This window comes from Micromonospora sp. NPDC005161 (assembly GCF_053599855.1).
In genome coordinates this window covers 57,987-81,750 of record NZ_JBSFYQ010000036.1, presented here as the reverse complement: position 1 = coordinate 81,750, position 23,764 = coordinate 57,987, and the positions used below count along the sequence as shown (strand labels likewise).

The 23,764-nt window shown below is 73.6% G+C and carries 22 protein-coding genes and 1 pseudogene; 13 read left to right on the top strand and 10 right to left on the bottom strand.

Annotation, left to right across the window (positions count from 1 at the left end; genetic code table 11):
- Positions 1-123: 123 nt before the first annotated feature.
- Positions 124-435 (bottom strand): MazG-like family protein, encoded by a 312-nt coding sequence (locus ACWD5O_RS28130; protein WP_450087114.1) that lies wholly within the window; start codon positions 433-435, stop codon positions 124-126.
- 282 nt (positions 436-717) lie between these two features.
- On the opposite strand from ACWD5O_RS28130, the gene gdhA reads away from it, so the two are divergent.
- A complete protein-coding gene (gene gdhA, locus ACWD5O_RS28125) occupies positions 718-2,055 on the top strand; it encodes an NADP-specific glutamate dehydrogenase (RefSeq protein WP_450087113.1) in 1,338 nt (445 codons plus the stop codon).
- Between the two features lie 146 nt (positions 2,056-2,201).
- Entirely contained in the window at positions 2,202-3,575 is a 1,374-nt protein-coding gene (locus ACWD5O_RS28120; protein WP_450087112.1) for a hypothetical protein, read from the top strand.
- A 68-nt stretch (positions 3,576-3,643) separates the two neighbouring features.
- On the opposite strand, the gene ACWD5O_RS28115 is transcribed toward ACWD5O_RS28120, so the two are convergent.
- Positions 3,644-4,357, bottom strand: coding sequence for a hypothetical protein (locus tag ACWD5O_RS28115; RefSeq protein WP_354966585.1), 714 nt, complete (start codon positions 4,355-4,357; stop codon positions 3,644-3,646).
- Between the two features lie 367 nt (positions 4,358-4,724).
- Positions 4,725-5,174, bottom strand: coding sequence for a VOC family protein (locus ACWD5O_RS28110; RefSeq protein WP_450087111.1), 450 nt, complete (start codon positions 5,172-5,174; stop codon positions 4,725-4,727).
- Between the two features lie 58 nt (positions 5,175-5,232).
- Between ACWD5O_RS28110 and tsaA the strand changes: the two genes are divergently transcribed.
- On the top strand, positions 5,233-5,661 hold the full coding sequence (gene tsaA, locus ACWD5O_RS28105; RefSeq protein ID WP_450087110.1) for a tRNA (N6-threonylcarbamoyladenosine(37)-N6)-methyltransferase TrmO: 429 nt from the start codon (positions 5,233-5,235) through the stop codon (positions 5,659-5,661).
- A 32-nt stretch (positions 5,662-5,693) separates the two neighbouring features.
- Here tsaA and ACWD5O_RS28100 read toward each other — a convergent pair whose 3' ends face one another.
- Both ACWD5O_RS28100 and ACWD5O_RS28095 read right to left on the bottom strand, forming a co-directional pair.
- On the bottom strand, positions 5,694-6,323 hold the full coding sequence (locus tag ACWD5O_RS28100) for an MBL fold metallo-hydrolase (protein ID WP_354966588.1): 630 nt from the start codon (positions 6,321-6,323) through the stop codon (positions 5,694-5,696).
- Positions 6,320-7,408 (bottom strand): S-(hydroxymethyl)mycothiol dehydrogenase, encoded by a 1,089-nt coding sequence (locus ACWD5O_RS28095; protein WP_450087109.1) that lies wholly within the window; start codon positions 7,406-7,408, stop codon positions 6,320-6,322. The genes ACWD5O_RS28100 and ACWD5O_RS28095 overlap by 4 nt, the downstream gene beginning before the upstream one ends.
- A 182-nt stretch (positions 7,409-7,590) precedes the next feature.
- Here ACWD5O_RS28095 and ACWD5O_RS28090 point away from each other — a divergent pair, with 182 nt between their 5' ends.
- Together ACWD5O_RS28090 and ACWD5O_RS28085 are read left to right on the top strand one after the other, a co-directional pair.
- Positions 7,591-8,010 carry a hypothetical protein gene (locus ACWD5O_RS28090; RefSeq protein WP_450087108.1) on the top strand — a complete coding sequence of 140 codons (420 nt, stop codon included), beginning with the start codon at positions 7,591-7,593 and terminating at the stop codon, positions 8,008-8,010.
- A gap of 9 nt (positions 8,011-8,019) precedes the next feature.
- The gene (locus tag ACWD5O_RS28085) at positions 8,020-9,207 is read left to right on the top strand and encodes a low temperature requirement protein A (RefSeq protein ID WP_450087107.1); all 1,188 of its coding nucleotides are present in this window, start codon (positions 8,020-8,022) and stop codon (positions 9,205-9,207) included.
- A 21-nt stretch (positions 9,208-9,228) separates the two neighbouring features.
- Here the strand turns inward: ACWD5O_RS28085 and ACWD5O_RS28080 are convergent, their stop codons facing one another.
- Both ACWD5O_RS28080 and ACWD5O_RS28075 read right to left on the bottom strand, forming a co-directional pair.
- Positions 9,229-10,113: an SDR family NAD(P)-dependent oxidoreductase gene (locus tag ACWD5O_RS28080; protein ID WP_450087118.1), complete on the bottom strand. Its 885-nt coding sequence runs from the start codon at positions 10,111-10,113 to the stop codon at positions 9,229-9,231.
- Positions 10,114-10,125: 12 nt separating this feature from the next.
- Positions 10,126-11,592: pseudogene (locus tag ACWD5O_RS28075) on the bottom strand (flavin-containing monooxygenase); the annotation flags it as partial.
- 113 nt (positions 11,593-11,705) lie between these two features.
- Here ACWD5O_RS28075 and ACWD5O_RS28070 point away from each other — a divergent pair.
- Entirely contained in the window at positions 11,706-12,365 is a 660-nt protein-coding gene (locus ACWD5O_RS28070) for a TetR/AcrR family transcriptional regulator (RefSeq protein WP_450087106.1), read from the top strand.
- A gap of 1 nt (position 12,366) precedes the next feature.
- On the opposite strand, the gene ACWD5O_RS28065 is transcribed toward ACWD5O_RS28070, so the two are convergent.
- Complete coding sequence (locus ACWD5O_RS28065; RefSeq protein ID WP_354966593.1) at positions 12,367-12,825, bottom strand: hypothetical protein; 459 nt, start codon at positions 12,823-12,825, stop codon at positions 12,367-12,369.
- On the bottom strand, positions 12,825-13,304 hold the full coding sequence (locus tag ACWD5O_RS28060; protein ID WP_354966594.1) for a hypothetical protein: 480 nt from the start codon (positions 13,302-13,304) through the stop codon (positions 12,825-12,827). The genes ACWD5O_RS28065 and ACWD5O_RS28060 overlap by 1 nt, the downstream gene beginning before the upstream one ends.
- A gap of 44 nt (positions 13,305-13,348) precedes the next feature.
- Between ACWD5O_RS28060 and ACWD5O_RS28055 the strand changes: the two genes are divergently transcribed.
- The 7 genes from ACWD5O_RS28055 to ACWD5O_RS28025 all read left to right on the top strand — a co-directional run bounded on the left by ACWD5O_RS28055 (position 13,349) and on the right by ACWD5O_RS28025 (position 22,609).
- A complete protein-coding gene (locus ACWD5O_RS28055) occupies positions 13,349-14,341 on the top strand; it encodes a helix-turn-helix transcriptional regulator (RefSeq protein WP_450087105.1) in 993 nt (330 codons plus the stop codon).
- A gap of 95 nt (positions 14,342-14,436) precedes the next feature.
- Positions 14,437-15,069 carry an ATP-binding cassette domain-containing protein gene (locus tag ACWD5O_RS28050; protein WP_450087104.1) on the top strand — a complete coding sequence of 211 codons (633 nt, stop codon included), beginning with the start codon at positions 14,437-14,439 and terminating at the stop codon, positions 15,067-15,069.
- Positions 15,066-16,346 (top strand): extracellular solute-binding protein, encoded by a 1,281-nt coding sequence (locus ACWD5O_RS28045; RefSeq protein WP_450087103.1) that lies wholly within the window; start codon positions 15,066-15,068, stop codon positions 16,344-16,346. The genes ACWD5O_RS28050 and ACWD5O_RS28045 overlap by 4 nt, the downstream gene beginning before the upstream one ends.
- The gene (locus ACWD5O_RS28040) at positions 16,343-18,109 is read left to right on the top strand and encodes an ABC transporter permease (RefSeq protein WP_387327915.1); all 1,767 of its coding nucleotides are present in this window, start codon (positions 16,343-16,345) and stop codon (positions 18,107-18,109) included. The genes ACWD5O_RS28045 and ACWD5O_RS28040 overlap by 4 nt, the downstream gene beginning before the upstream one ends.
- Complete coding sequence (locus ACWD5O_RS28035) at positions 18,106-20,484, top strand: tetratricopeptide repeat protein (RefSeq protein ID WP_450087102.1); 2,379 nt, start codon at positions 18,106-18,108, stop codon at positions 20,482-20,484. Before ACWD5O_RS28040 ends, ACWD5O_RS28035 begins: the two co-directional genes overlap by 4 nt.
- Before the next feature lie 83 nt (positions 20,485-20,567).
- A complete protein-coding gene (locus ACWD5O_RS28030; protein WP_089021258.1) occupies positions 20,568-21,191 on the top strand; it encodes an ABC transporter ATP-binding protein in 624 nt (207 codons plus the stop codon).
- Positions 21,188-22,609 carry a DUF6297 family protein gene (locus ACWD5O_RS28025; protein WP_450087101.1) on the top strand — a complete coding sequence of 474 codons (1,422 nt, stop codon included), beginning with the start codon at positions 21,188-21,190 and terminating at the stop codon, positions 22,607-22,609. The genes ACWD5O_RS28030 and ACWD5O_RS28025 overlap by 4 nt, the downstream gene beginning before the upstream one ends.
- 32 nt (positions 22,610-22,641) lie before the next feature.
- Here ACWD5O_RS28025 and ACWD5O_RS28020 read toward each other — a convergent pair whose 3' ends face one another.
- Entirely contained in the window at positions 22,642-23,673 is a 1,032-nt protein-coding gene (locus ACWD5O_RS28020) for an extracellular catalytic domain type 2 short-chain-length polyhydroxyalkanoate depolymerase (protein WP_450087100.1), read from the bottom strand.
- Positions 23,674-23,764: the final 91 nt, after the last annotated feature.

Below are 23,764 nucleotides of genomic sequence, written 5' to 3'. Positions count from 1 at the left end.
GCCCGCCGTGCCCGGCGCAGGGATCAAGCCTGACCGCCCGGAGCCGGGCACGGCGGGCCCCACCCCGCACCAACCCGGCACACCCACCACGACCCCGGTCAGCCAGCGAGGCGGGAGCGGACCTCAGCCAGCGAGGCGGGAGCGGACCTTGGCGGCGCAGGAGTCCAACACCGACCGGGCATCCAGCCCCAGGCTCTCGATCGCCACCAGCGCCGTGAAGGCGACGTCAGCCAGCTCCGCTGCCACATCCTCGCGGGTGTGCGTGACGCCCTTGCGCGGGTTCTGCCCGAGCACACCGATCCAGGCCGCCGACGCCTCCCCCGCCTCCTCGGTCAGCTTGAGGATGCGACAGGTCAGTTCCGTCTGCCCGGTGCCGTTCGCCGTGTCCAACCAGCTGCGCGACGCCCGGGCCGCCTCCCAGATCGACTCGTCCACGGCGACCAGTCAACCCGACCCGCCCACCGAGCCGCACAGCCGGGCCGGCCGGCGCGCCAGGTGAGACCGGGCCGGGGAGCCAGGTGGGGCCGGGTCGGCGCGCCAGGTGAGACCGCAAGGCGCGTGGCCAGGGCGAACGCAGGGATGGAGGCGCCGGGGCAAGGACGGGCGGGCGAGCGGTGAACCGGACGGGGGCGGCGGGCCGTACTCCGGGGCGGCCGGTGGGTCGCGCCGGCACAGTGGCGGCGACGATGCCGCCGATACGGAAGGGACGTGCCGGTCATGCCGGAGACCGTCGAGACGGTGTTCGCCAGTGTGGTTGCCCGCAATCCGGGCGAGCCGGAGTTCCACCAGGCCGTGCGGGAGGTGCTGGAGAGCATCGGCCCGGCGCTGGCCCGGCACCCCGAGTACGCCGAGGCGCGGATCATCGAGCGGATCTGCGAACCGGAACGACAGGTGATTTTCCGGGTGCCGTGGGAGGACGACCGTGGCCGGGTACAAATCAACCGCGGCTTCCGGGTGGAGTTCAACAGCGCGCTCGGCCCGTTCAAGGGCGGCCTGCGCTTTCATCCATCGGTCTACCTGGGAATCGTGAAGTTCCTCGGCTTCGAGCAGATCTTCAAGAACGCGTTGACCGGCCTGCCGATCGGCGGCGGCAAGGGTGGCGCGGACTTCGACCCGAAGGGGCGCTCGGACCGTGAGGTGATGCGCTTCTGCCAGAGTTTCATGACGGAGCTGCACCGACACATCGGCGCGCAGACCGACGTACCGGCCGGGGACATCGGGGTGGGCAGCCGGGGGATCGGCTACCTGTTCGGCCAGTACAAGCGGATCACCAACCGCTACGAGTCCGGCGTGCTCACCGGCAAGGGGCTGGCGTACGGGGGTGCGCAGGCGTGCCGGGAGGCGACCGGGTACGGGGCTGTGTTCTTCGCCGAGGAGATGTTGCGGGAGAGCGGCGACAGCCTGGAGGGCAAGCGGGTCGTCGTTTCCGGCTCGGGCAACGTGGCGATCTACGCGATCGAGAAGGTGCACCAGCTCGGTGGGACGGTGGTGGCGTGCTCGGACTCCGACGGGTACCTGCTCGACGAGAAGGGCATCGACCTGGAGTTGCTGCGCGAGCTGAAGGAGGAGCGCCGCGGCCGGCTCGACGACTACCTGCGGCACGTGCCGCACGCGGTGGCCGTGGCCGACCGTACCGTCTGGGAGGTGCCCTGCGACCTGGCCCTGCCGTGCGCGACGCAGAACGAGATCGGCGGCGCGGAGGCCGCGGCGCTGGTGGCGGGCGGCTGCGTCGCGGTGGTCGAGGGGGCGAACATGCCAACGACGCCGGAAGCGGTGCGGATCCTCGGCCGGGCCGGCGTGCGGTTCGCCCCGGGCAAGGCGGCCAACGCTGGCGGCGTGGCGGTGAGCGCGCTGGAGATGCAGCAGAACGCCAGCCGGGACTCATGGACGTTCGCCCAGTCGGAGCAGCGGCTGCGGGAGACCATGCGGGACATCCACGCCCGCTGCTGGAGCACGGCCCAGGAGTACGGGCTGCCCGGCGACTACGTGGCCGGGGCGAACATCAACGGGTTCCGCCGGGTGGCCGAAGCGATGTTGGCGCACGGCCTGGTCTGAGCGGCCGGACAGTCGAGCCTGACCGGCCGGTCAGCGCAGCCATTGACTCTGGTCGACGGCGGTCCTAGGTTCAGGACGCTACCGGCCGGTAGGCAACCGTCCCGCCTGGTCGCCTGCGGGCGACATCCGTCCGATGGGGAGCAGCGATGCTGTCCTCACCCGTTCGCACCCTCCGCCGCCTGCTCGCCGCCACCGCGACCCTGACCCTGGCGGTCGGGCTGGCCGGCGCCGCGCCGGCCAACGCCACCGCCGACCGCGATTCGGGCGGCGGCCAGCCGCTGCCCGGGTACACCATCGAGAACCCACCGCTGGCGCCGCTCGTCGTGGCCGGCAAGCCGACGACGGTACGTCAGGGTGTGCACCGCCACGCCGGGTACGTCATCGAGGTCCCCGCCCGGTGGAACGGTGACCTGGTGCTGTGGGCCCACGGCTATCGCGGCCAGGGCACGGTGCTCTCGCCGGAGCCGCCGCCCGGCTTCGGGCTGCGCCAGCGACTGCTGGAGCAGGGGTACGCCTGGGCGTCGTCCTCGTACGACCGTAACGGCTTCGACATCCGCTCCGGGGTGCTGGGCACCAAGGACCTTGCCGACCACTTCGGACGTACGGTCCGCCGCCCGCACCACACCTACCTGGCGGGGGTGTCGATGGGCGGGTACGTCATCGGCCGCTCGCTGGAGCAGTACCCCGGCTACTACGACGGCGCGTTGCCCATGTGCGGCGTACTCGGCGACCAGACACTGCTCGACTTCTACCTGGACTACAACCTGGTCGCGCAGTCTCTCGCCGGGGTGTCGGCCTATCCCACGCCGACCGACTACCTGACCAACGCGGTGCCCCGCATCCAGGTGGCCCTCGGACTGGCGGGGCTCACCCCCACCGGGCCGGACACCACCACCGACCGGGGCAAGCAGTTGCGCGCGATCACGGTGAACCGTTCCGGCGGGCCGCGCCCCGGCGCCGACGCCGCGTTCGCGGTCTGGAAGGACTTCCTCTTCTCGATCAGCGTCACCAGTGGCGGCGACTCCCCCGCCCAGCGGCCCGGTCAGCTCTCCACCAACCTGCTCACCCGCTACAGCCCTAACAGCCCGGTCAACGTCAACGCCACCGTGCCGCGGGTCGCCCCGGAGAACGTCTGGCAGCGGCTCCTTCCGACGCTGACCGAGGTGCCCCGCATCGCCGGCCGCCCCACCGCCCCGGTGCTCACCCTGCACGGCCTCGGTGACCTGTTCGTACCGTTCAGCATGGAGCAGGCGTACGCCACCGACGTGGCACGGCACGGACGCAGCCCGCTGGTGGTGCAGCGGGCCATCCGGGCCACGCAGCACTGCGAGTTCACCCCGGTCGAGGCCGGCGCCGCGTGGGATGATCTGGTGTCCTGGGTACACACCGGCACGCGCCCGGCCGGCGACACCGTGACCGATCCGGCGGTGGTGGCCCGTCCCGACTACGGCTGCCGGTTCAGCGATCGGGCCGCGTACGCCGCCGGGGTCGGCACCCGGCGCCTCTACGCCGCCTGCTGAGGTACCTGGACACGACGACGCCGGCCGGCCCCCTGTTGGGGAACCGGCCGGCGTCGTCTGCGCGGGTGTCACCAGAGCTGCTGGACGATGTCCGCCGCCTGCTCCTCCCACTGCGCGTACGCGTACGGGAACGCGGAGACCTGGACGGTCTGCGCCGCGGTGGTCAGCGGCAGCTCCTGCCAGCCGCCCACGTTCTTCAGCGCGCTGAAGAACGCCGTGGCGGAGTACTCCGGGTCGGTGATCTGCTCGGGCGTACCCCAACCGGACGACGGGCGCTGTTGGAACAGGCCCTGCGAGTCGTGGTCGTTGTACGCGCCGAGGTGGCCGAGGTTGTACAGCTTCGACTCCTGCAACGAGGTGGCGACGCCGATCACCGCGCCCCGGTCTCCGACACCGGTCTTCTTGGCCGTGTCGACGATGGCCCGGGCGTTGGCTAGCTGCGCGTCGTCGAGCGGGATGCGCGACTGGGCGCCTTCGATGCCGTGCGGAATGAGCTCCTCGCGGCTCGGCTTGCCAGCCGGCGGCTTGCCGGTGGCGGAGCCGGTGGTCAGCCCCGATTCGACGGGCTGGTCGGCCTGGCGGGCCGTGGTGGCGGCCTTGCCGGTGGCGAGGTCGATGGCGGCCACGGCGCCCTGGTGCGGCCCGGAGGTGACCGGGGCGGCAGCCGCTGTCGGCGCGAGTGCCAGGCCACCGAGGGCGGCCACACCCACAATGCTCAGCGCGGTCTTGCGGTACGAATCCTTAGCGATGGCGGGGAGCCATCGAGTGAAGTCGGCCTTCACGATGGTTGCCCTTTCGATCGTGCGGAGCGCTCCGGGGTGAACACTCCTCGGGAGATGACCGCGGAAAGGGTTTGGGCTCCGGCGGTACGGGGGACACAACCAGGTCCACGTGTCGGGCATTCCGGAAATGCCAGGGCCCCGCGCGGCTGCGGTCCGGGTCACCCCCGGAATCGGACAGGTCGACCTTTCGCCGCCGAGGCCCCGCACCGGGTGACAGAGGGTGGTCTTCGCAGTCACGCGCCACACCCACCCAGCAGAGCCCGACACAGGTGGCGTGCAGGGCGGCGGGTGAGGGTGGCGCGTGGGTCATGGCTAACGGTGCGTGATCGGCCCAACATCTCACGCAGGGTGATTTCGAGCCCTGAGCTCAGTCGTTGCCGTCCCGAGCTCCGTCGCCGTCCGGCGTACGCAGCTCCTGAAAGATGGTGATCTGGAGGTCGGCCGGTGCGTCGAGGCGGGCGTTGAGGGAGTCCCAGGGGGTACGGGTGGGCGACGCGATCTCGGTCGCACCGGCGGCGACAAGCCGGGCGGTGGTCGCCTCGGTGTCGTCCACCTCGAAGGCCACCCGGATGCGCGGCGCGACCTGCCGGCCCACCTCGACCTCGTCGATCATGCGCTTCTGCGCCGGGTTCGCGATCTCCAGGGTGGCGCGGCCGGCGTCCAGAATCACCACCCGGGCATCTCCGTCGCCGCTGAACGCCGCCTCCTCGGGCAGGCCGAGCGCGTCGCGGAAGAACGCCACGGCGGCGTCGTGGTCGGCCGCCTCCACCACGAGTCGCAGCTGACGGACAACGGGTGCGGGTTGCTCGGCGGCCATAAGCGGGATCCTAGCGCCGGCCCGGGCACTAGATTGGGACCGTCCCGAAGGGAGCGACATGGTCGAAGGCCGGAGCGACGACGCGTACCTGCTGCGCCCGGTCGGCCGGGTCACCTCACGGCTGACCGACGCGGCGAGTGCGCCGAGGCAGGGCGACGAGGGCGCGCCGGACGCCTGGCTGGTCTTCGACCCGCAGGTGGAGCGCGCACTGGACAACGTACGCGTCGACGCGGAGCTGCTGGTGCTGACCTGGTTGGACCGGGCCCGACGGGACATCCTCACGGTGCACCCGCGCGGGGACGAGACACGGCCGGAGACCGGCGTCTTCAGCACCCGCTCCCCACACCGACCCAACCCGATCGGGCTGCACCGCGTACGGGTGCTGGCGGTGGACGGGCTGCGCGTCCGGGTGGCCGACCTGGAGGCGCTGGACGGCACGCCGGTGCTCGACGTCAAGCCGGTGCTGGACGCGGCCGACGAACGCTGACTCGCCGGCCCCGCCCGGCCAGCCGACCGTGCTCAGTGGCCTCGGGCCAGCCACTCCTCGAGGTGCGGCGCCTCCGCGCCGATCGTGGTGTCGTCGCCGTGCCCGGTGTGCACGACCGTCTCCGGGGGCAGGGTGAGCAGCCGGGTGCGGATCGATCGGACGATGGTGTCGAAGTCGCTGTACGAGCGGCCGGTGGCACCCGGGCCGCCAGCGAAGAGCGTGTCGCCGGTGAACACCACGCCCAGTTCCGGCGCGTGGAAGCTGCACGCGCCGGGGCTGTGCCCGGGAGTGTGCAGCACCCGCAACGCGGTGCCGGCCACATCGATCTCCTGGCCGTCGTGCAGCTCGCCGTTTGGCGGCAGCTGGGGGTGGACCATGTCCCAGAGCACCCGGTCGGCGGTGTGCAACAGCACCGGCGCGCCGGTGGCCATGGCCAGCTCGGGTGCCACGCGGACGTGGTCGTCGTGCGCGTGGGTGGCCAGGATCGCCCGGACCCGCCGGTCACCCACCACGGCGAGGATCGCGGCCACATCGTGCGGCGCGTCGAGGACGACGCACTCGCTGTCGTCGCCCAGCACCCAGACGTTGTTGTCCACGTCGAACGTCTGCCCGTCGAGGGAGAACGTGCCGGTGGTGACCGCGTGCCCGACGCGGGCGCTCACGGGAACACCACCACCGAACGGAGCACGTCGCCGTGGTGCATCCGGTCGAACGCGTTCTCGACCTGGTCCAGCGCGATCTCCTCGGTGACGAACGCGTCCAGGTCGAGCCGGCCCTGGAGGTACAGCTCGGTGAGCATCGGGAAGTCCCGGCTGGGCAGGCAGTCCCCGTACCAACTGGACTTGAGGGCGCCGCCGCGACCGAAGACGTCCAGCAGCGGCAGCTCGATCTTCATCTGCGGCGTCGGCACGCCCACCAGCACGACGGTGCCGGCCAGGTCCCGGGCGTAGAACGCCTGCTTCCACGTCTCCGGTCGACCGACCGCGTCGATCACCACGTCGGCGCCGAAGCCGCCGGTGGCGGCGCGGATCGCCTCGACCGGGTCGGTCTCGGAGGCGTTCACGGTGTGCGTGGCGCCGAACCGGCGAGCCCAGTCCAGCTTGCGGGAGTCGGTGTCCACGGCGACGATCGTCGTGGCGCCGGCGAGGGCCGCTCCGGCGACCGCCGCGTCGCCGACGCCACCGCAGCCGATCACGGCGACCGAGTCGCCGCGGGTGACGTTGCCGGTGTTCATGGCCGCACCCAGGCCGGCCATCACCCCGCAGCCGAGCAGCCCCACCGCGGCCGGTCGGGCGGCCGGGTCCACCTTCGTGCACTGTCCGGCGTGCACCAGGGTCTTCTCAGCGAACGCGCCGATGCCCAGGGCCGGTGCGAGCTCGGTGCCGTCGGTGAGGGTCATCCGCTGGCTGGCGTTGTGGGTGTTGAAGCAGTACCAGGGGCGCCCACGGCGGCAGGCCCGGCAGACCCCGCAGACCGCACGCCAGTTGAGCACCACGAAGTCGCCCGGGGCGACGTCGGTGACGCCCTCGCCCACCTGCTCGACGATGCCCGCCGCCTCGTGGCCGAGCAGGAACGGGTAGTCGTCGTTGATGCCACCCTCGCGGTAGTGCAGGTCGGTGTGGCAGACCCCGCAGGACTGGATCCGGACGATCGCCTCACCGGGACCGGGATCGGGCACCACGATGGTGGTGACCTCAACCGGCGCGCCCTTGCTGCGGGAGATGACTCCCCGGACTTCCTGGCTCACTTCGCCTCCTGCTGGTGATCTGCGGCGGGGTCGGGTGCCGGGCTGGCGGGTGGCCGGGCCTGGCGGTGAGCCCCTCGCGAACCTACCGCGATCACCACGGCCGGCCCAGTCAGCTCAACGGGTTATCGCGGGCCGCGGCGGGTACGCGGGCCGCATTCGGACCACGGCCACCGGGAGTGATCATGAAACTGGCGCATCTGCCGCTGCGGGTCAGCATCGGCGCGTTCTTCCTCAACTCTGGTCTGAGCAAGCGGACGCTCGAGGGCGACGCCGCGCAGGGCCTGCACGGGATGGCGGTCGGGGCCATTCCGCAGCTCGGCCAGTTGGAGCCGGCGCGCTTCGCCAAGCTGCTGTCGTACTCGGAGATTGCCCTGGGGGCCGCGTTGCTGGCCCCGTTCGTGCCGACCTCCCTGGCCGGGCTCGGCCTGACCGCGTTCGGCGCGGGCCTGGTGCAGCTGTACCTGAAGACGCCGGGGTTGCGCGAGGCGGGTAGCGTACGCCCGACCCAGCAGGGCACCGCGCTGGCCAAGGACGTCTGGCTGCTCGGCGCCGGGCTGACCCTGGTGCTGGAGGGCCTCACCCACCGCCGGAGACGCCACTGAGGAGCCGCGTTGACCCGTTCGCCATCGGTGCGGCCGTTCTACCGGCCGATGAGGCCCCGTCACCGGGATGAGCCGCACCGCTCGGCCACCCCGCTGGAGCTCTTCTTCGACCTGTGCTTCGTTGTGGCCGTGGCGCAGGCCGCCGGCAGCCTGCACCACGACGTCTCCGAGGGTCACTTCGGTCACGCGGCGGTCAGCTACGCGATGGTGTTCTTCGCGATCTGGTGGTCGTGGATGAACTTCACCTGGTTCGCCTCGGCCTACGACACCGACGATGACGTCTACCGGATCACCGCGCTGGTGCAGATCACCGGAGCGTTGATCCTGGCGGCCGGGGTGCCGCGCGCCTTCGCCGACGGCGACTTCACCGTCATCACGTACGGGTACGTGGTGATGCGGTTGGCCGCCGTCGTGCAGTGGAGCCGAGCGGCCGCCGGCGACCGGGCGCACCGCGCGGCGGCACGCCGCTACGCGATCGGCGTGACCGTGGTGCAGGTCGGCTGGTTGCTGCGGCTGGCGCTGCCCGACGAGTGGGGCATCGCGTCGTTCGTGCTGCTGGGGCTGGCCGACCTGCTGGTGCCGGCGGTGGCCGAGCGGCCCGGAATGACCCCGTGGCATCCCCGGCACATCACCGAGCGGTACGGGCTGTTCACCCTCATCGTGCTCGGCGAGGTGGTGCTGTCGGTGTCGGTGGCGATCCAGACCGAGCTGGACAGCGGTGGAGGCGACCTCTGGTCGCTCGCGGCGGCCGGGGCGGTCATCGTGTACGCGCTCTGGTGGCTCTACTTCGACCAGCCGATCGAGGCGCCCGACCGGCTGCCGTACTCGCTGGTCTGGGGCTACGGCCACTATCTGATCTTCGCCGCGGTCGCGGCGGTCGGCGCGGGCCTGGTCGTGGCGGTGGACCACCAGCGGCACATCGGGCACATCTCCGGATCCGCCGCCGGGTACGCGGTCGCCGTACCGATCGCCGTCTACCTGCTCACCGTCTGGGTGCTGCACGTCCGCCGGAGGCAGCACGGCGCGGTGGTCGTCGCCTTTCCGGTCGTCGCGCTGCTGGCGCTGCTCGCGCCACTGGGTCCGCTCCCGGTGCACGTGCTCGCGCTCCTGCTCTTCGCCCTGGTGGCGCTGACGGTGGTGCTGCGCCGGCGTGACGTCCTGCCGACTTCGGCGCCGGCCGACGCCGACCCGGCCTGAGTCACCGCGAGATCAGCGACGTCAGCCGCGGCGGGCGTCGGCGGCCGGCACCGTGCTGGTCGGCGGTGCGGGGCGGACGACGCCGCGGTTCAGGCCGGTGACCAGCAGCCGGTTGTACGAGGCCGGCAGGACCCGGGCCAGCAGATCGGGCAGCTTCGCCGACCAGCCGATCAGCACCCGGCCCCGGCGGCGCTCGACGCCCCGCAGGATCACCTCGGCGGCCCGTTCCGGCGCGATGGTGAGCAGCTTCTCGAACTGCGCCCGGCCGGCCGCGTACTCCTCGATCGAGACACCGCTGCCGACGCGGGCGTTCTCGGTGATCCGGGTGCGGATCCCGCCCGGGTGCACCGAGGTCACCCCGATGCCGTCCTCGACCAACTCGTGGCGCAGCGCCTCGGTGAAGCCGCGCACCGCGAACTTGCTCGCCGAGTAGGCGGTCTGCCCGGCCGGCGCGATCAGCCCGAACAGGCTGGAGACGTTGACCAGGTGGGCGCCCGGCTCCGCCTTGAGGGTGGGCAGCAGCGCGTGTGTCAACTGCGCCACGGCCCGGAAGTTGATCTCGATCACCCAGCTGAACTCGTCGAACGTCACCTGGTCGAACCGGCCACCGAGGCCGACACCGGCGTTGTTCACCAGCAGCCGGACCCGCGGGTGCCGTTGACCGATCTCGACGGCCACCCGGGCGGTGGCCGCCGCGTCGGCGAGGTCCACCAGGTAGGTGTGCAGCTGACGGTCGGGGTGGTCGGCCCGGATGGCGGCGGCGACCGCGTCCAGCCGCTCGGCGTCGCGGTCCAGCAGGACCAGGTCGCTGCCCCGGCGGGCGAGCGCGTGCGCCAGCGCGGCGCCGATGCCGCTGGCCGCGCCGGTGACCACGGCCGTCCCGCCGACGAAGTCGAATCTCTGCACGACCGGTGCTCCTCTCCTGGCGGCCCCCGAGCGGGAGAACCGCACACCCTCGTCGGTGAGCCGGCCGTGCCGCATCAGCAGCACGTCGCGGGCGTAGTTCTGATACAGCCGCCACGGTGCGGTGGCGCCCTGCTTGGGCAGCGCGTCGACGCTGCGCAACACGTACCCGGAGCGCAGGTCGATGAGCGGCACCCGCTCGTCGTCGGGCGGCGGGAGCGGGGTGACGACGTGCTGGCCGGTGCGGTCCAGGTGGCGCAGCAGCCGGCAGACGTAGCCGGCGACCAGGTCGGCCTTGAGCGTCCACGAGGCGTTGGTGTAGCCGATGGTGAACGCGAAGTTCGGCACGCCGGAGAGCATCATGCCCTTGTAGGCGACGGTGCTGGCCAGGTCGACCTCGGCGCCGTCCACGCTGAGTGTCAGGCCACCGAGGGCGAGCAGGTTGAGCCCGGTGGCGGTGACCACGATGTCGGCGGGCAACTCGTCACCGGAGGCCAGTCGGACGCCGTCCGCCGTGAAGGTGTCGACGGTGTCGGTGACCACCGACGCCCTACCCTGCCGCAGGGCGGTGAACAGGTCGCCGTCGGGCACCACGCAGAGCCGCTGGTCCCACGGGTCGTAGCGGGGAGAGAAGTGCCGGTCGATGTCGTACCCGACCGGCAGCCGGCCCTTCGCGCCCCTGCGCAGCAGCCGCTTCACCAGCCCGGGCGCGCGCCGGCTGAGCTGGAAGTTGATGGTGGACAGCAGCACGTTCTTCGAGCGCACCACGGGGTACGCGGCCTTCGCCGGCAGCCCGCGCCGCAGCGCGTCGGCCAGGACGTCGCGCGAGGGCAGCGCGATGACGTACGTCGGTGAGCGCTGGAGCATGGTCACGTGGGCGGCCCGCTCGGCCATCGCCGGCACCAGGGTGACCGCGGTGGCGCCGCTGCCGATCACCACCACCCGCTTGCCGGTGTGGTCGAGGTCGTCCGGCCAGTGCTGCGGGTGCACCAGCCGCCCGGCGTACTCCCCGACGCCGGGCAACTGCGGGGTGTATCCCTCGTCGTAGCGGTAGTAGCCGGCGCAGGCGAACAGGAACGAGCAGGTCAGCACGGTCGTCTCGGCGGTGTCGACGCGCTGTGCGTGCACCGTCCAGCGGGCGATGTCGCTGTCCCACTCGGCACGCAGCACCCGGTGCCCGAAGCGGATGTGCCGCTGCACGTCGTACTCCCGGGCGGTCTCCCGGACATACTCGCGAATGGCCGCGCCGTCGGCGATGGCCTTCGGGTCGGTCCACGGCTTGAAGGAGTAGCCGAGGGTGAACATGTCCGAGTCGGACCGGACGCCCGGGTAGCGGAACAGGTCCCAGGTGCCGCCGATGGCGTCGCGTGCCTCGAGCACCGCGTACGTCTTGTCGGGGCAGTCGCGGCGCAGGTGGCAGGCGGCGCCGATGCCGGACAGGCCGGCTCCGACGATGAGCACGTCGACGTGGTCGGAGGTCATGGCGTTCCCTCCATCCGGGGCAGTGGACGGACACTATCCACCGCCGTCGACAGCAGTCAACACCCTGTCGAGTGCCGTCGACAGGGTGTCGAGTTCGGGTAGCATCACCGGCCATGACGACCGCGCGTACCGGGAGGGCGAGCCCGCGCGGTCGCCGCGCCGCCCGTTCCACCGGCGACGACCGGGAGACGGCGATCCTGGCCACCGCCGAGCGGCTGCTGGAGCGCAAGGCGTTCGGCGACATCTCGATCGACGACCTGGCCCGGGGTGCGGGCATCTCCCGGCCGACGTTCTACTTCTACTTCCCGTCCAAGGACGCCGTGCTGCTGACCCTGCTGGACCGGGTCACCGAGGAGGCCGACGCGGCCGCCGGAGACGTCCTGGTCCGGCTCGCCGAGGACCCGCGAGCCCGGTGGCGGGAGCTGATCCAGCGGTTCCACGAGACGTTCGGCGCACACCGCGCACTGGTGCTCGCCTGTGCGCAGGTCCGTGGCACCAACGCCGAGGTACGCCGGCTCTGGGCGGCGGTGCTGGAGCGCTGGGTGCAGGCGATCGAGGCGGCCATCGAGGCGGAGCGGCGACGCGGCGCGGCCCCGGACGGGTTGCCCGCCCGGGACCTCGCCATCGCGCTCAACTCGATGAACGAACGCGTCTGGTACGCCACCTTCGCCGGCGACGGGCCGGCGGTCGACGAGCGGGACGTGGTGGACGTGCTGCTCGACCTCTGGCTGGTCGGCATCTACCGAGACACGACTCCCCCGCCGTCGACCTGAGCTACTCCGCCGCCTTGGTGAACGTCATGATCCAGTTGGTCTCCCAGGTGCGCTCGCCGTCGACGGAGAACGCCTGCTCCCAGCGGGCGGTGGTCGCGGTGATCTCCGACCAGATGAACCGGCACCGCACCGGACGTCCCTCGTGCTGGTCGTCGGCGTAGAGACGGCCGACACCGTCGACGAAGCGGCCCACCATCGGCGGCTGCTCCAACTCGCCGCGACCGCTGTTCATCCAGTAGATCGACCACTGCTCGGTCGCCGGGTCGAAGAGCCGGATCGTGGCGCCGGAGAAGCCCTTGGTCGGAAAGACGATCTCGTCGAAGTGGCCGCCGCCGCCGAAGAAGCCGTGCGCGACCGACACCCCCGGAAACTCCTCCCACTCGTCCGAGCCGACCAGCCGCTTGCGCAGCCGCCGGTTCACCACGTTCCAGGTGCCCACAAAGAAGTCGAAGTCGCCCATCAGCGGCCCACCGGCCCTTCCGCTCGCGTGTCGTGCAGATAACCGGTCAGATCGGGGCTCTCCGGCACCAGCATGTGCCGGACCCAGGCGGCCCGCTCGTGCTCCAGCACCGCCAACTCCCAGACGCAGCCCACCGCGGGGCGGCGAAGCTCGACGAAGTGTGCCGGATCATCGTCAGGGCAGTCCAGTGCGGGCTGCCCGGCCGCCGCGGTGCGCACCTCCAACGCGTTGTCCCACACCCAGGTGTACGCCAGCAGGTAGGCGCCGGTGTCCGCGCCCCGATGCAGCACCACCCAGCCGGCGGCCGGGGTGCCGTCATCCGGCACGTCGGCGAGCAGCGCGGGCAGCAGGTCGTACGCGGCCTTCTCCACCTCCGGCTCGATCGGCCGTTCCGGCTGGTCGATGTGGTAGCGCTTGAGCTGTCGGCCGTCCACCATGACCGGTCCCGGCGTTCGTAGATCCTTGTCGCGAAAAGCCATGCCGGGACGGTAGAACGACTCCCCTGACAGCTAGTGTCAGTGAAGTGCGGGCCAGTCGACTTCTCTCCCTCCTGCTGCTGCTCCAGTCGCACGGCCGGCTCACCGCCGCGCAGCTCGCCGAGCGGTTGGCCGTCTCACCGCGGACGATCTACCGGGACGTGGAGTCGCTGCACGCCGCCGGCATCCCGCTCTACGGGGAGGCCGGGCACGCCGGCGGCTATCAACTGGTCGACGGGTGGCGGACCCGGTTGACCGGCCTGACCGCCGAAGAGGCCGACCGGCTCTTCCTGGCCGGGCTGCCCGGGCCGGCCGACGAGCTGGGCTACGGCGACGTGGTGGCCGCGCTGCAACTCAAGCTGCACGCCGCGCTGCCCGCCCCACTGCGCGACCGGGCCACCCAGCTCCAGCAGCGCTTCCACCTCGACACACCCGGCTGGTACGCCGACGGCGACGCCTCCCCCGAGCTGGCCCGCACGGCCGAGGCGGTCTGGCGGCAACACCGCGTCGAGGTGCGCTACCGCAGCTGGAACGGCGAGGTGACCCGGGTGCTGGAGCCGTACGGGCTGGTGCTCAAGGGCGGCCGGTGGTATGTGGTGGCCGACCGGCCCGGCCGGGGCGCCCCGGCGACCTACCGGGTCAACCAGATCCTCGCACTGACCCCCCTCGCCGAGGAGTTCGACCGCCCGCCCGACTTCGACCTGCCGGCCTGGTGGCGCGCGCACGTGGTGCAGTTCCGGGCCCGGCTGCACCAGGACGAGGCCACCGTGCGGCTCTCCCCGGGCGGCCGGGAACGGCTGCGGGAGATCGGCAGCGATCCGGTGGTGGCAGCGGTGGACGCCAGCGCCGGGCCACCGGACGCCCAGGGCTGGGTGACCGCGGTGCTGCCGATCGAGTCGCTCACCCACGCACACGGTGACCTGCTCCGTCTCGGCGCCGACCTGGAGGTGCTGACCCCGGTCACGCTGCGCGAGCGACTCGCCGCCACGGCGGCCGGACTGGCCGCCCTCTACGCCCGCAGCGAGCAGCCGGCACGGTAACGGCACGCGCCACTTCTTCCACAATGGAGGATCCACGGGGCATCGACTGTCGGCGCGGTGTGCCACCCTGGGACGGTCCCCAGCGGTCACCGGAGGTGAGGCTCACGTTACGGCTACGCGCACTGGTCGCCGTCCCCGGCACCGGGCCGGTGACCCTCGACGTTCCGGCCGGGACGACCGCCGCTCTGGTGGCGCCACCCCGGGTCGGCACGGCCGTGGCCCGGGTGCTGGCCGGGCTCGCCGCCCCGGTCACCGGGCGGGTCATCGTCGGCGACCGGGACGTCACCGCCCTGCCGCCGCCACGCCGGCAGATCGGCTACGTGCCCGCCGGCGGCGCACTGCTGCCACAGCTCACCGTGCGCCGCAACATCGAGTACGGCCAACGCCGTCGCGAACGGGTGCACGAGGTGGCGGACGACTGGACGGCCACCGTGGTGGACCGGCTGGAGCTGGCCCCGACGCTGGCCCTGCTGCCGCACCTGCTCTCCGACGCCCAGCGGTTCCGGGTGGCGCTGGCCCGGGCCGCGGTCTGCCTGCCCGAGGTCCTCGTCGTCGACCTGCCCGTCGATCCGGCCGGCGGCAGCCGCCTCGGCGACCTGCTGCCCCGGCTGTCCCCACCGGACGCACCGGGGGTGGCCGTGCTGGTGTGCACCGCCGATCCGGCCACCCTGGCCGAGATCCCGCGCCGGCACGAGCTGGTCACCGAACCCGAGGGGACGCTCCGGTGACGCCGCCCGGGCGGGCGACCCGCCGTACCCTGCTGCGCGCCGCCGCGGCCGGCGCCGCGGCGACCGCGGCCGGCTGCGCCGGCGGCACCCGGTCCGTGCAGGTGGCGGTGGTCTGGAGCGGAAGCGAGCTGGACCGGTTCCGGCGGGTCGTCGCCGGCTACCCCGCCCCGGTGCACGTGGTCAGCGCCGGCAACGACATCGACGCGTTCCTGCGCGCCCGGCACCTCGCAGGCACCAGCCCGGACGTGGCGATCCTGCCGCGCCCCGGCCTGGTCACCGACTACGCCCTGCGGGGCTGGCTGAGCCCGGTGCGCCCGTCGAACGAGTACGCGGTGCCCACCGGGCTGAGCGACCTGCTGATGACCCGCGGGCGGCGTTACGGCGTCTGGGTGAAGGCGGCGCACAAGTCGCTGATCTGGCATCTGCCGTCGGTGCTGCCCCGGCCGCCGGCCACCTGGGACGAGCTGGTCACCGTGACCCGCACCCTCGGCGCGATCGCCCGGCGCGGGTCCGGCCCGGCGCCCCTGGCGATCGGCGCGGCGGACGGCTGGGTGCTCACCGACTGGTTCGAGAACGTGCTGGCCGACCTGGCCCCCGACGCGTACGACGCCCTCGCCGGGCCGGATGCCGACTGGCAGGGCCGACCGGTGCGCGACACCCTGGATCGGCTCGCCGAGCTGTGGAGCATCGGCGGCGCGTTCCCCGGCGGCGGCCGCCGTGCCCTGCTCACCCAGTACGAGGAGTCGGTGATACAGGTGGTGCGCTCCGGGCGGGCGGTGATGGTCTTCGAGGCCGACTTCACCGCCGAGGTGGCCGGCACGTTCCGACGCGGCCCGGAGCAGCCGAAGACCTTCCGGTTCCCGAGCGCGCGGGCGGGCGGCGGTGGCCCACTGATCGTCGGCGGAGACGCGGCGGTGGCGTTCGCCGACGCCCGGGGCGGGGTGGAGCTGATCGAGTGGCTCAGCCAGGCCGGCGCGTTCCAGCCCTGGTTGGACGCCGGCGGCTACCTGTCGCCGAACACCACGGTCGCGCTGGACAGCTACGCCGATCCGGTCCGCCGCCAGCTCGCCGGCGAGATGCGCGCCCCCGGCACCCTGCGCTTCGACCTCTCCGACCAGCTGCCCGGGCCCTTCACCGGCTCCGACGGGGTGGGCATCTGGCGGATCATGCAGGACTTCTTCGCCGACGTCACCGACGGCGTACCCGCCGCCGACGCGGTCCGCCGGGCCACCGGGCAGCTCGCCGCGGCGGCCCGCAGCGCGGGAGGCGGGCGGTGAGCCGGGTCCGGGTGCTCGGCGAGCTGGCCGTGCTCGACGATGTGGGGCCGCCCCGGCGCGGCCGGGCGTACCCGGCGGCCGGCGCGACCTCCGCGCTGCTGTTGCCGGCGATCCTGCTGCTCGGCGGGCTGGTGCTGTGGCCGGTGCTACGAACGGTGCACGCCAGCGTCACCACGGACGGTCACTGGGTCGGCGCCGAGCACTTCCGCACCGCGCTCGACGCGCCGGACACCGGCGCGGTGGTCGGCCGCACGGTCCTCTGGGCGGTGCTGGTGCCGGCGGTGGTCACGGCGCTGGGCTACCTGCTCGCCGCCGCGTCGCGCCGCTCGCAGGAGGGTGGGCTGGTCCGCCTGATCCTGCTGGTGCCGGTGGCGTTGCCGCTGGTCGTCACCGGGGTGACGTTCCGGCTGATGTACGACCCCGACCCGAGCCGGGGCCTGGCCACGCTGGTCGCGGCGCGACTGACCGGCCGGTCCGCCGCGGAGGCCCCGCAACTGCTCGGGCCGGGCCTGGTCACGGTGGCGCTGATGTCGGCGTTCGTCTGGGCCTGGGTCGGCCTGGCCGTGCTGGTCTTCCGGGCCGCTCTGGACGCGGTGCCCCCGAACCTGGCCGACGCGGTACGCGCCTACGGCGGCGGTCGCCGGCACGTGCTGTGGGACGCGCAGTGGCGACCGCTGCTGCTGCGTACCGTGGCGGTGGTCTTCGCGCTGGTCGCGGTGGGCACCAGCCGCACCTTCGACCTGATCCTGGTGATGACCCCCGGCTCGGTCCGGGACGAGGCCGCCGTGCTGGCGCTGAGGGTCTGGCAGACCTCGGGTGGCACCACCACCGGCGAGGGCGCCGCACTCGGTGTGGTGTGGCTGGTGGCGGTCATCGGCGGGATCCTGGTGGCGGCGCTGTTCGTCCGGCAGGCGTGGCCGCCGCCGCGGGCCGAGATGCCGCCGGACCCGGACCGGGTGGCACCGCCCCGGCGGGTGTTCCGACTGCTCGCGGCGGGCGCCGCGGTGGCCTGGCTGGTGCCGCTGGTGGTGCTGGTCGCCACCTCCCTGCACGGTCAGGTGGATGCCGCGGCGCGCGGCTGGTGGTCGACGCCGCCGGGGGTTGGCTCCTACCGCGACCTGGTCACCGGGGCCGAGCTGTGGCGAACGCTGGCCTTCACGCTGCTGCTGGCCACCGTCGTGACCGCCACGGTGCTGGTGGTCGCGCTGCTGGCCGCGTACCCGCTGGCCTGGTTGACCGGGCCGGCCGCGCAGGCCACCGGGCTGCTGCTGCTGGCCGCCAGCGTCGTACCGGTCCAGGTCATCGCCGGGCCGCTCAACGAGGTGCTCGGCCTGGTGCTCTCCTCCGGCACCGCCCGCGGCCTGGCCCTGGTGCACGTGGCGCTGGGCGTGCCGTTCGCGGTCCTGGTGCTGCGCAACGCGTTCGCCGACCTGCCCGCCGAGCAGGTGCGCGGCGCCCGGCTGGGTGGGCGCCGCTGGTGGGGCACGCTGCGCCGGCTGGCCCGGCACAACCTGCCCGCGGTGGTCGCGGTCTCCGTGCTGGAGTTCGTCCAGGTCTGGAACGACCTGGTGGTGGGCCTGCTGTTCAGCGGGCCGGAGGCGACACCGCTGGGGCTGTTCCTGGCCGGGCAGTCCCGTGGCTTCGTGTCCAACAGCGGGGCGCTGGCCGCCGCCTCGGTGTTCGCCTCGGTGCTGCCGGTGCTGCTGGTGGTGCTCGCCCGCCGGCAGCTCGTCGCCGGGCTGGTCTCCGGGGGCGTCCGGTGACCGGCCCCACCGGCACCGGCCGCGGGCCGCGCTGGCCGGTGCTGATCGCGGTCGGCACGCTGGTCAGCGGGGTGCTCGGCAACCTGGCCAGCAACATGCTCTCCGAGCTGGCGGCCAGCGTGCTCGGGCCGGCGAGCATCGCGCTGGTGGTCAGCGGCGGGGTCGGTTTCGTGGTGTTCGAGATGCGCCGGCGCCGAACCGGTCGGGAGGTGAGCCCGGAACCCACCGAGGTCGTCGCCGCACCGGCCACCGGCGCGCCGACGCTGCCGTACCCGGCCGGTTTCACCGGCCGCGACGAGCACGTCCAGGCGGTGCTCGCGCTGCTCGCCCGGGAGCACGCGGTGGCCGTGCTGGGCCGGCGGGCGGTGGGCACCTCCGCCTGCGCCGTACAGGCCGCGAACCTGTGCCGGGAGGACTTCCCGGACGGGCAGTACTACCTCGACCTGCGCCGCGGCGGTCGACCCCGGTCCGCCCGGCAGGTGCTCACCGCGCTGGCCGGGGTGCTGGGCACCGCCGCGCCCATCTCGGGCCGACCGGACGCCCTCGCGGTCGCCGCCGACGCGCTGCGTGGCCAGCTCGACGGCCGCAAGATCCTGCTGGTGCTGGACAACGTCGACCGGCCCGAGCAGGTCCTGCCGCTGCTGCCGCCGACCGCGCGGACCTGCCGGCTGCTGCTCGCCGGCGGCCCGGCGTTGAGTGGGCTGCAGGGCGTGGTCGCGCACTGGATCGCCGAGCCGGGCCCGGCCGAGGCGGTCGAGCTGTTCGCCGCCGCGGGCGTGGCCGCGCCGGCCGCCCGGATCCGCCGCGCCGACCCGCGCACCGACCCGGCGGTCGGCGACATCGTCGAGCTGTGCGGGCGGCAGCCGCGCACCGTCCGGGCACTCGGCTACCGCACCGCCCAGCACGGCTGGCGGCACGCCGACGTGCTGGACGCGCTGCGCCGCGCGGTGCAGACGCCGCCGCACCAGCGGGTCACCGTCTCGCCGGCGGCCCGGCTGGTCACCGAACGGGACACCGCGTACCGGGCGTTGACCCGTGAGGCCCGACGGCTCTACAGGCTGATGTCGCTGGCGCCCGCCCCGGTGGACCGGCCCGCCATCGCCGCGCTGGCCGGTCGACACCCGGAACGGGTGACCGCGCTGCTCGACCAACTGGCCGCCGCGGCGTTCGTCGTCGGCGCGCCCGGCGACCGCTACGAGATCCGCCCCCTGCTCGCCGGCAACGCACGGCTGCACCTGCGCGACGCCGATCCGGCCCGGGCCCGGGTCGCCGCGCAGGCCCGGCTGACCCGGCACCTGGCCCGACAGGCCGAACGGCACGCGGCCAACCTGGCCGTGCTGGGCTCCCCACCGGACCGGGAGTGGTCACTGCCGCTGGACGACGACCCGTACGGCTGGTTCGACCTGCACCAGGAGCTGCTGCTGGCGGTGGTCCGGGTGCCGGCCGGCGCGGCCGAGACGCTGCCGCGCCGGGTGCGCCGGTGGTGGTTCCGGCTGGCCGTGGCGCTGTGCGGATGGCTGGCGCACGTCGAGCGGCTCAACGAGTGGGAGCAGGTCTGCCGGACCGTCCTGGCCACCCCGACCGCCGACGACCGACCGGAGATCGCCGGGTGGGCGCACAACGAGCTGGGGGTGCTGCGCCGGCGCCGGCACGATCCGCAGGGTGCCGCCGCCGCGCTCACCCTCGCGGTCGCCGAGCGCGGCCGGCGAGGCACCGCCCAGGCCCGGATGAACCTCGGCCTGGCCCTGATCGACCTGGGGCAGCTCGACGACGCGGTGGAGCACCTGGAGCTGTCCCGCCGGCACCGCTCGGGCGCGGACCGGGCCGGGCACGCCCTCACCGATCTGGGCCTGGGCGCCGCGCAGTTGGCCCGGGGTGAGCTGGAGATCGCGCACCACCATCTAGTGCAGGCGGCGAACACGTTCCGGTCGGTGGGTGACGCCCGTGGCTACGCGGCGGCGCTGACCAACCTGGTGCTGGTGCACGCCGCCCTCGGCGAGCACCTGGACGCCGCGCAGGCGTGGCGGGCCGCGCTGCGCGAGTACGAGTCGGTCAGCGACCCGACGAGCCGGGCGGCGGCGCTGCTCAACGCCGGGGCGACGCTGCTGACCGCCACGCCCGGACAGGCGCGGGCGGCGTACGAGCTGCTGGCCGAGGGTCGGCGGCTGCGCGAGGAGAGCCGGCCCACCGCGGGGCTGGCACGCACCCTGCTGTACCTGGGTGACGCCGCCGCGGCGCTGGGCGACCGGGCTGAGGCGCGGCGACACTGGGCGGACGCGGCGGCGGTGGCCGAGGAGGTCGGCGACGCCGACGGGCAGGCCGCCGCGGACAGCCGGCTGGAGGACGACGGGGAGCTGCCGGTGGCCAGCGCGTGATCCGCGTCCCGACCTGCGCGGCAGGGGCGCCCGCGTGATGTCGGTCGCTCAGGTTGGCCGGTTGCAGGGGTCTGGGAGAGTGTGTGATCGTGGATACGCTCTCGGTGCGGGGACTGAGCCGCAACTTCGGCAACCTGGTCGTGCTCGACGACGTGAGCTTCACGCTCCAGGCGGGCCGGATCGCGGTGGTGCTGGGCCCCAACGGGAGCGGCAAGACCACCCTGCTGCGCTGCGTGGTCGGCGCCGACCGGCCGGACGCGGGCGAGGTGCTGGTGCAGGGTCGCCGGGCCGACGAGACCGATCCCCAGGTGCGGGCGCTGGTGGCGGCCGCCCTGGACGACATCGACTTCTTCCCCGACCTGTCCGTGGTCGAGCACCTGGAGCTGGTCGCGTACGCGCACGGCGGCAACGCCGAGCCGGTTGAGGAGGTGCTCGCCGAGCTGGGTCTGGAACCGGCCCGCGACCAGCTGCCGGTGACCCTGTCCAGCGGGCAGCGCCGCCGGCTGGCGCTGGCGTCCTGCTTCGTACGCCCCCGCCGGGTGCTGATCCTGGACGAGCCGGAGCAGCGCCTGGACGTCCGCGGCCGCCAGTGGCTGGCCGACCGGCTGCGCCGGGAGCGGGACGCGGGCACCGCCGTTCTGCTGGCGTCGCACGACCCGGAACTGATCGACGCGGTGGTCGACGAGCGCATCGAGATCGGCCGGTGACCGCCCCGCTCGCAACCGTCGCGGACGCGCCGGCCGGCGTGCCCACCGCCCGGCAGGTGCGTACGCACCTGCGCCGGGCCCGCCGCCGGCATCACGACCACTCGCTCGGTGACGTGCTGGGTGATGCGTACGTCATGGTCCTCTTCGTGGGCATGTACGGCTGGTTCGCGATCAGCGCCAGCCGCGACATGCTGAACTCCCCCACCGTCGGCCAGGCCGATCCGGGGGTGCGCTGGTGGCTGGCGGTCGCCGCGCTGCTGGCCGGGGCCGGGCTCGCCTGGCGCGGCCTGCGTGCCCTCGGTCCGCTGCTGGTGACCCCGGCGACGCAGAGCTGGGTGGCCAGCGCGCCGATCGACCGGCGGGCCTGGCTGGCGCCGCGCCTCGGCGTCCTGCTGACGGCCGCGGCGGCCGGCACCGCGCTGCTCGGGGTGGCCGTGGCGGCGCTGGGCGGCGTCAGCGACCCGACCGCGCTGGGCTGGGCGGCGGCGGCCGGCGCGGGTTGGGGCGCCGCAGCGCTGGCGCTGAGTGTCGTCGCCCAGGGCAGCCGGACGGGCCGGCGGTGGCCGGCCGTGGCGGGGGCGGTCCCGATGCTGGCGGCCGCCATCATCACGGGACTGGTGGTGCTCGTCGGCCGTCTCGGCGACGGGCTGCCCCGGCCGGCAACGACGCCGGCCGCCGCGCTGGTCGCCGTCGGGGTGCCCCTCGCGGTCATCGCCGCCGTTCTGGCGGTCCGCGCGCTGCCGCGGGTGGATCGGGCCACGCTGACCACCGGCGCGCAGTTCGCCAACGCCGCCGCCACGGCCACGATCCTGCTCGACCCGACCCTGCTCGCCGGCCTGGTGGAGAGCCGCCGCTGGCGCCGAATCGGCCGGGTACGCAGCCGCCGGTTCCTGCCCGGCCCCGCCTGGTGGGCGCTGCTCCAGGCCGACGTGCGCCGGCTGGGACGCCACCCCAGCGCCCTGCTGATCTGGGCGGCGCTGATCGGAGTCCAGTACGCGGCCGCGCTCGCCCTGCCCGGGCTGGCCGGTGCCGCGCAGGTGGTGTTCGGCTACCTCGCCGCCGACCGGTTGACCGGCGGCCTGCGGTCGATCAGCCGGTCACCCGGGTTGCGTCGGGCGCTCGGTGGCAGTGATGCGGCGCTGCGCGGGATCCATGTGGTCGTGCCGGCGGTCGGCGCCGGCCTGTGGTGGCTGTCGACCCTGCCGACTGTCGACGGTGGGCCGGCGTGGCTGGCGCCGACGCTCGCACTCGGGGTGGTGGCCGCCGCCTGGCGGGCCGCCACCCGACCGGCCATCGACTACGGCGGGGCGACGGCGAACACGCCGTTCGGGATGATCCCGGTCGACCTGCTGCGCCAGGGCGCGCGCGGGCCGGCGCTGCTCGCCGTGCTCGTCCTGGTCCGCCTGCTGCTGGGTTGACCGGGCGGACCCGCCCGGTCAACCCAGGACGTTCAGCCGTCCAGGCGGCGGACCATGTTCATGACGGTCTCCAGCTGGGCGCCGCCCTTGATCGGGTAGTTGGTCGCGCCGAGGTAGCCCCACCAGTCCCAGCAGCCGTTCGGGTTGGTGCCGGCGGTGCTCGCCTGGGGGTAGAGGACGATCAGTTTGTTGGTGTCGGCGTACTGGTTCAGGTTCGCCCGGTCGACGAAGGCGGTGCCCACCGAGCCGTACCCCTGGAGGCAGCCGTGCAGGGCCACCAGCAGCCGGCACGACTGGCCGGCCGCGCAGGACGACGGGACGTACGCGAAGCCGTTGGCGTCCATGCTCAACCCGTTGGCCCAGCCGTTGACCGCGAATGTGTTCTGGCTGAACCGGATGAGCGTGCCACCGAGCGCGCCGGTGTTGGGCGCGTTCACTCCACCGAGCAGTTTGCGGAGCAGGGCGTTCTGCGGGTCGACGCCGCAGTCGTTGAGGAACGGCGACGCGGTCGCGGTGCAGCCCCGCGTCCCGTACGGGGTGACCCAGGAGTGGCCGGCCGCGGAGCCGCTGTCGTACTGCACGCTGGCCCCGAAGTGCTGGTAGTACCGGACCAGGTCGTCGGTGACGGACTTCTTGACGGTGGTGTCGTTGCCGCCGTGGAAGACGTACACCGGGTCACCGGACAGGTTGCCGACCGGGTCGACCCAGCCGTAGGACGCCCAGGTCCGGGTGTACGCCTGCAGGGCCGACAGGTTGGTCGGGTACTGGTTGTCGCCGCAGCCGTAGAGCGCCTGGGCGACGTTGTTCTGGGCGCAGTAGTACGGCCCGGCGGCGAAGACGGCCGCGCCGCGGATCCGGGACGAGTAGGCGACGTGCAGTTGCGTGGCGAGGTAGCCACCGGAGGAGACGCCCGTGACGTAGACGCCGGAGACGTTGTAGGTGCCCAACGAGCCGGAGACCGGGGGCTTGGTGGCCGGGTTGGCGGCCTGGGCGGGCGCCGCGGTGGTCAGGATCAGCAGGAGGACGGCGGCGAGGGCGGTGGCGGCTTTCAGCGGTGTCGTCATGGACGCTCTCCTTGCGAGCGCCGGCGGGGGCGTCGGCGTGCGCCGACGCTATCGTGACGTAGACCACACCAGATATGAGCGCCACCGACAC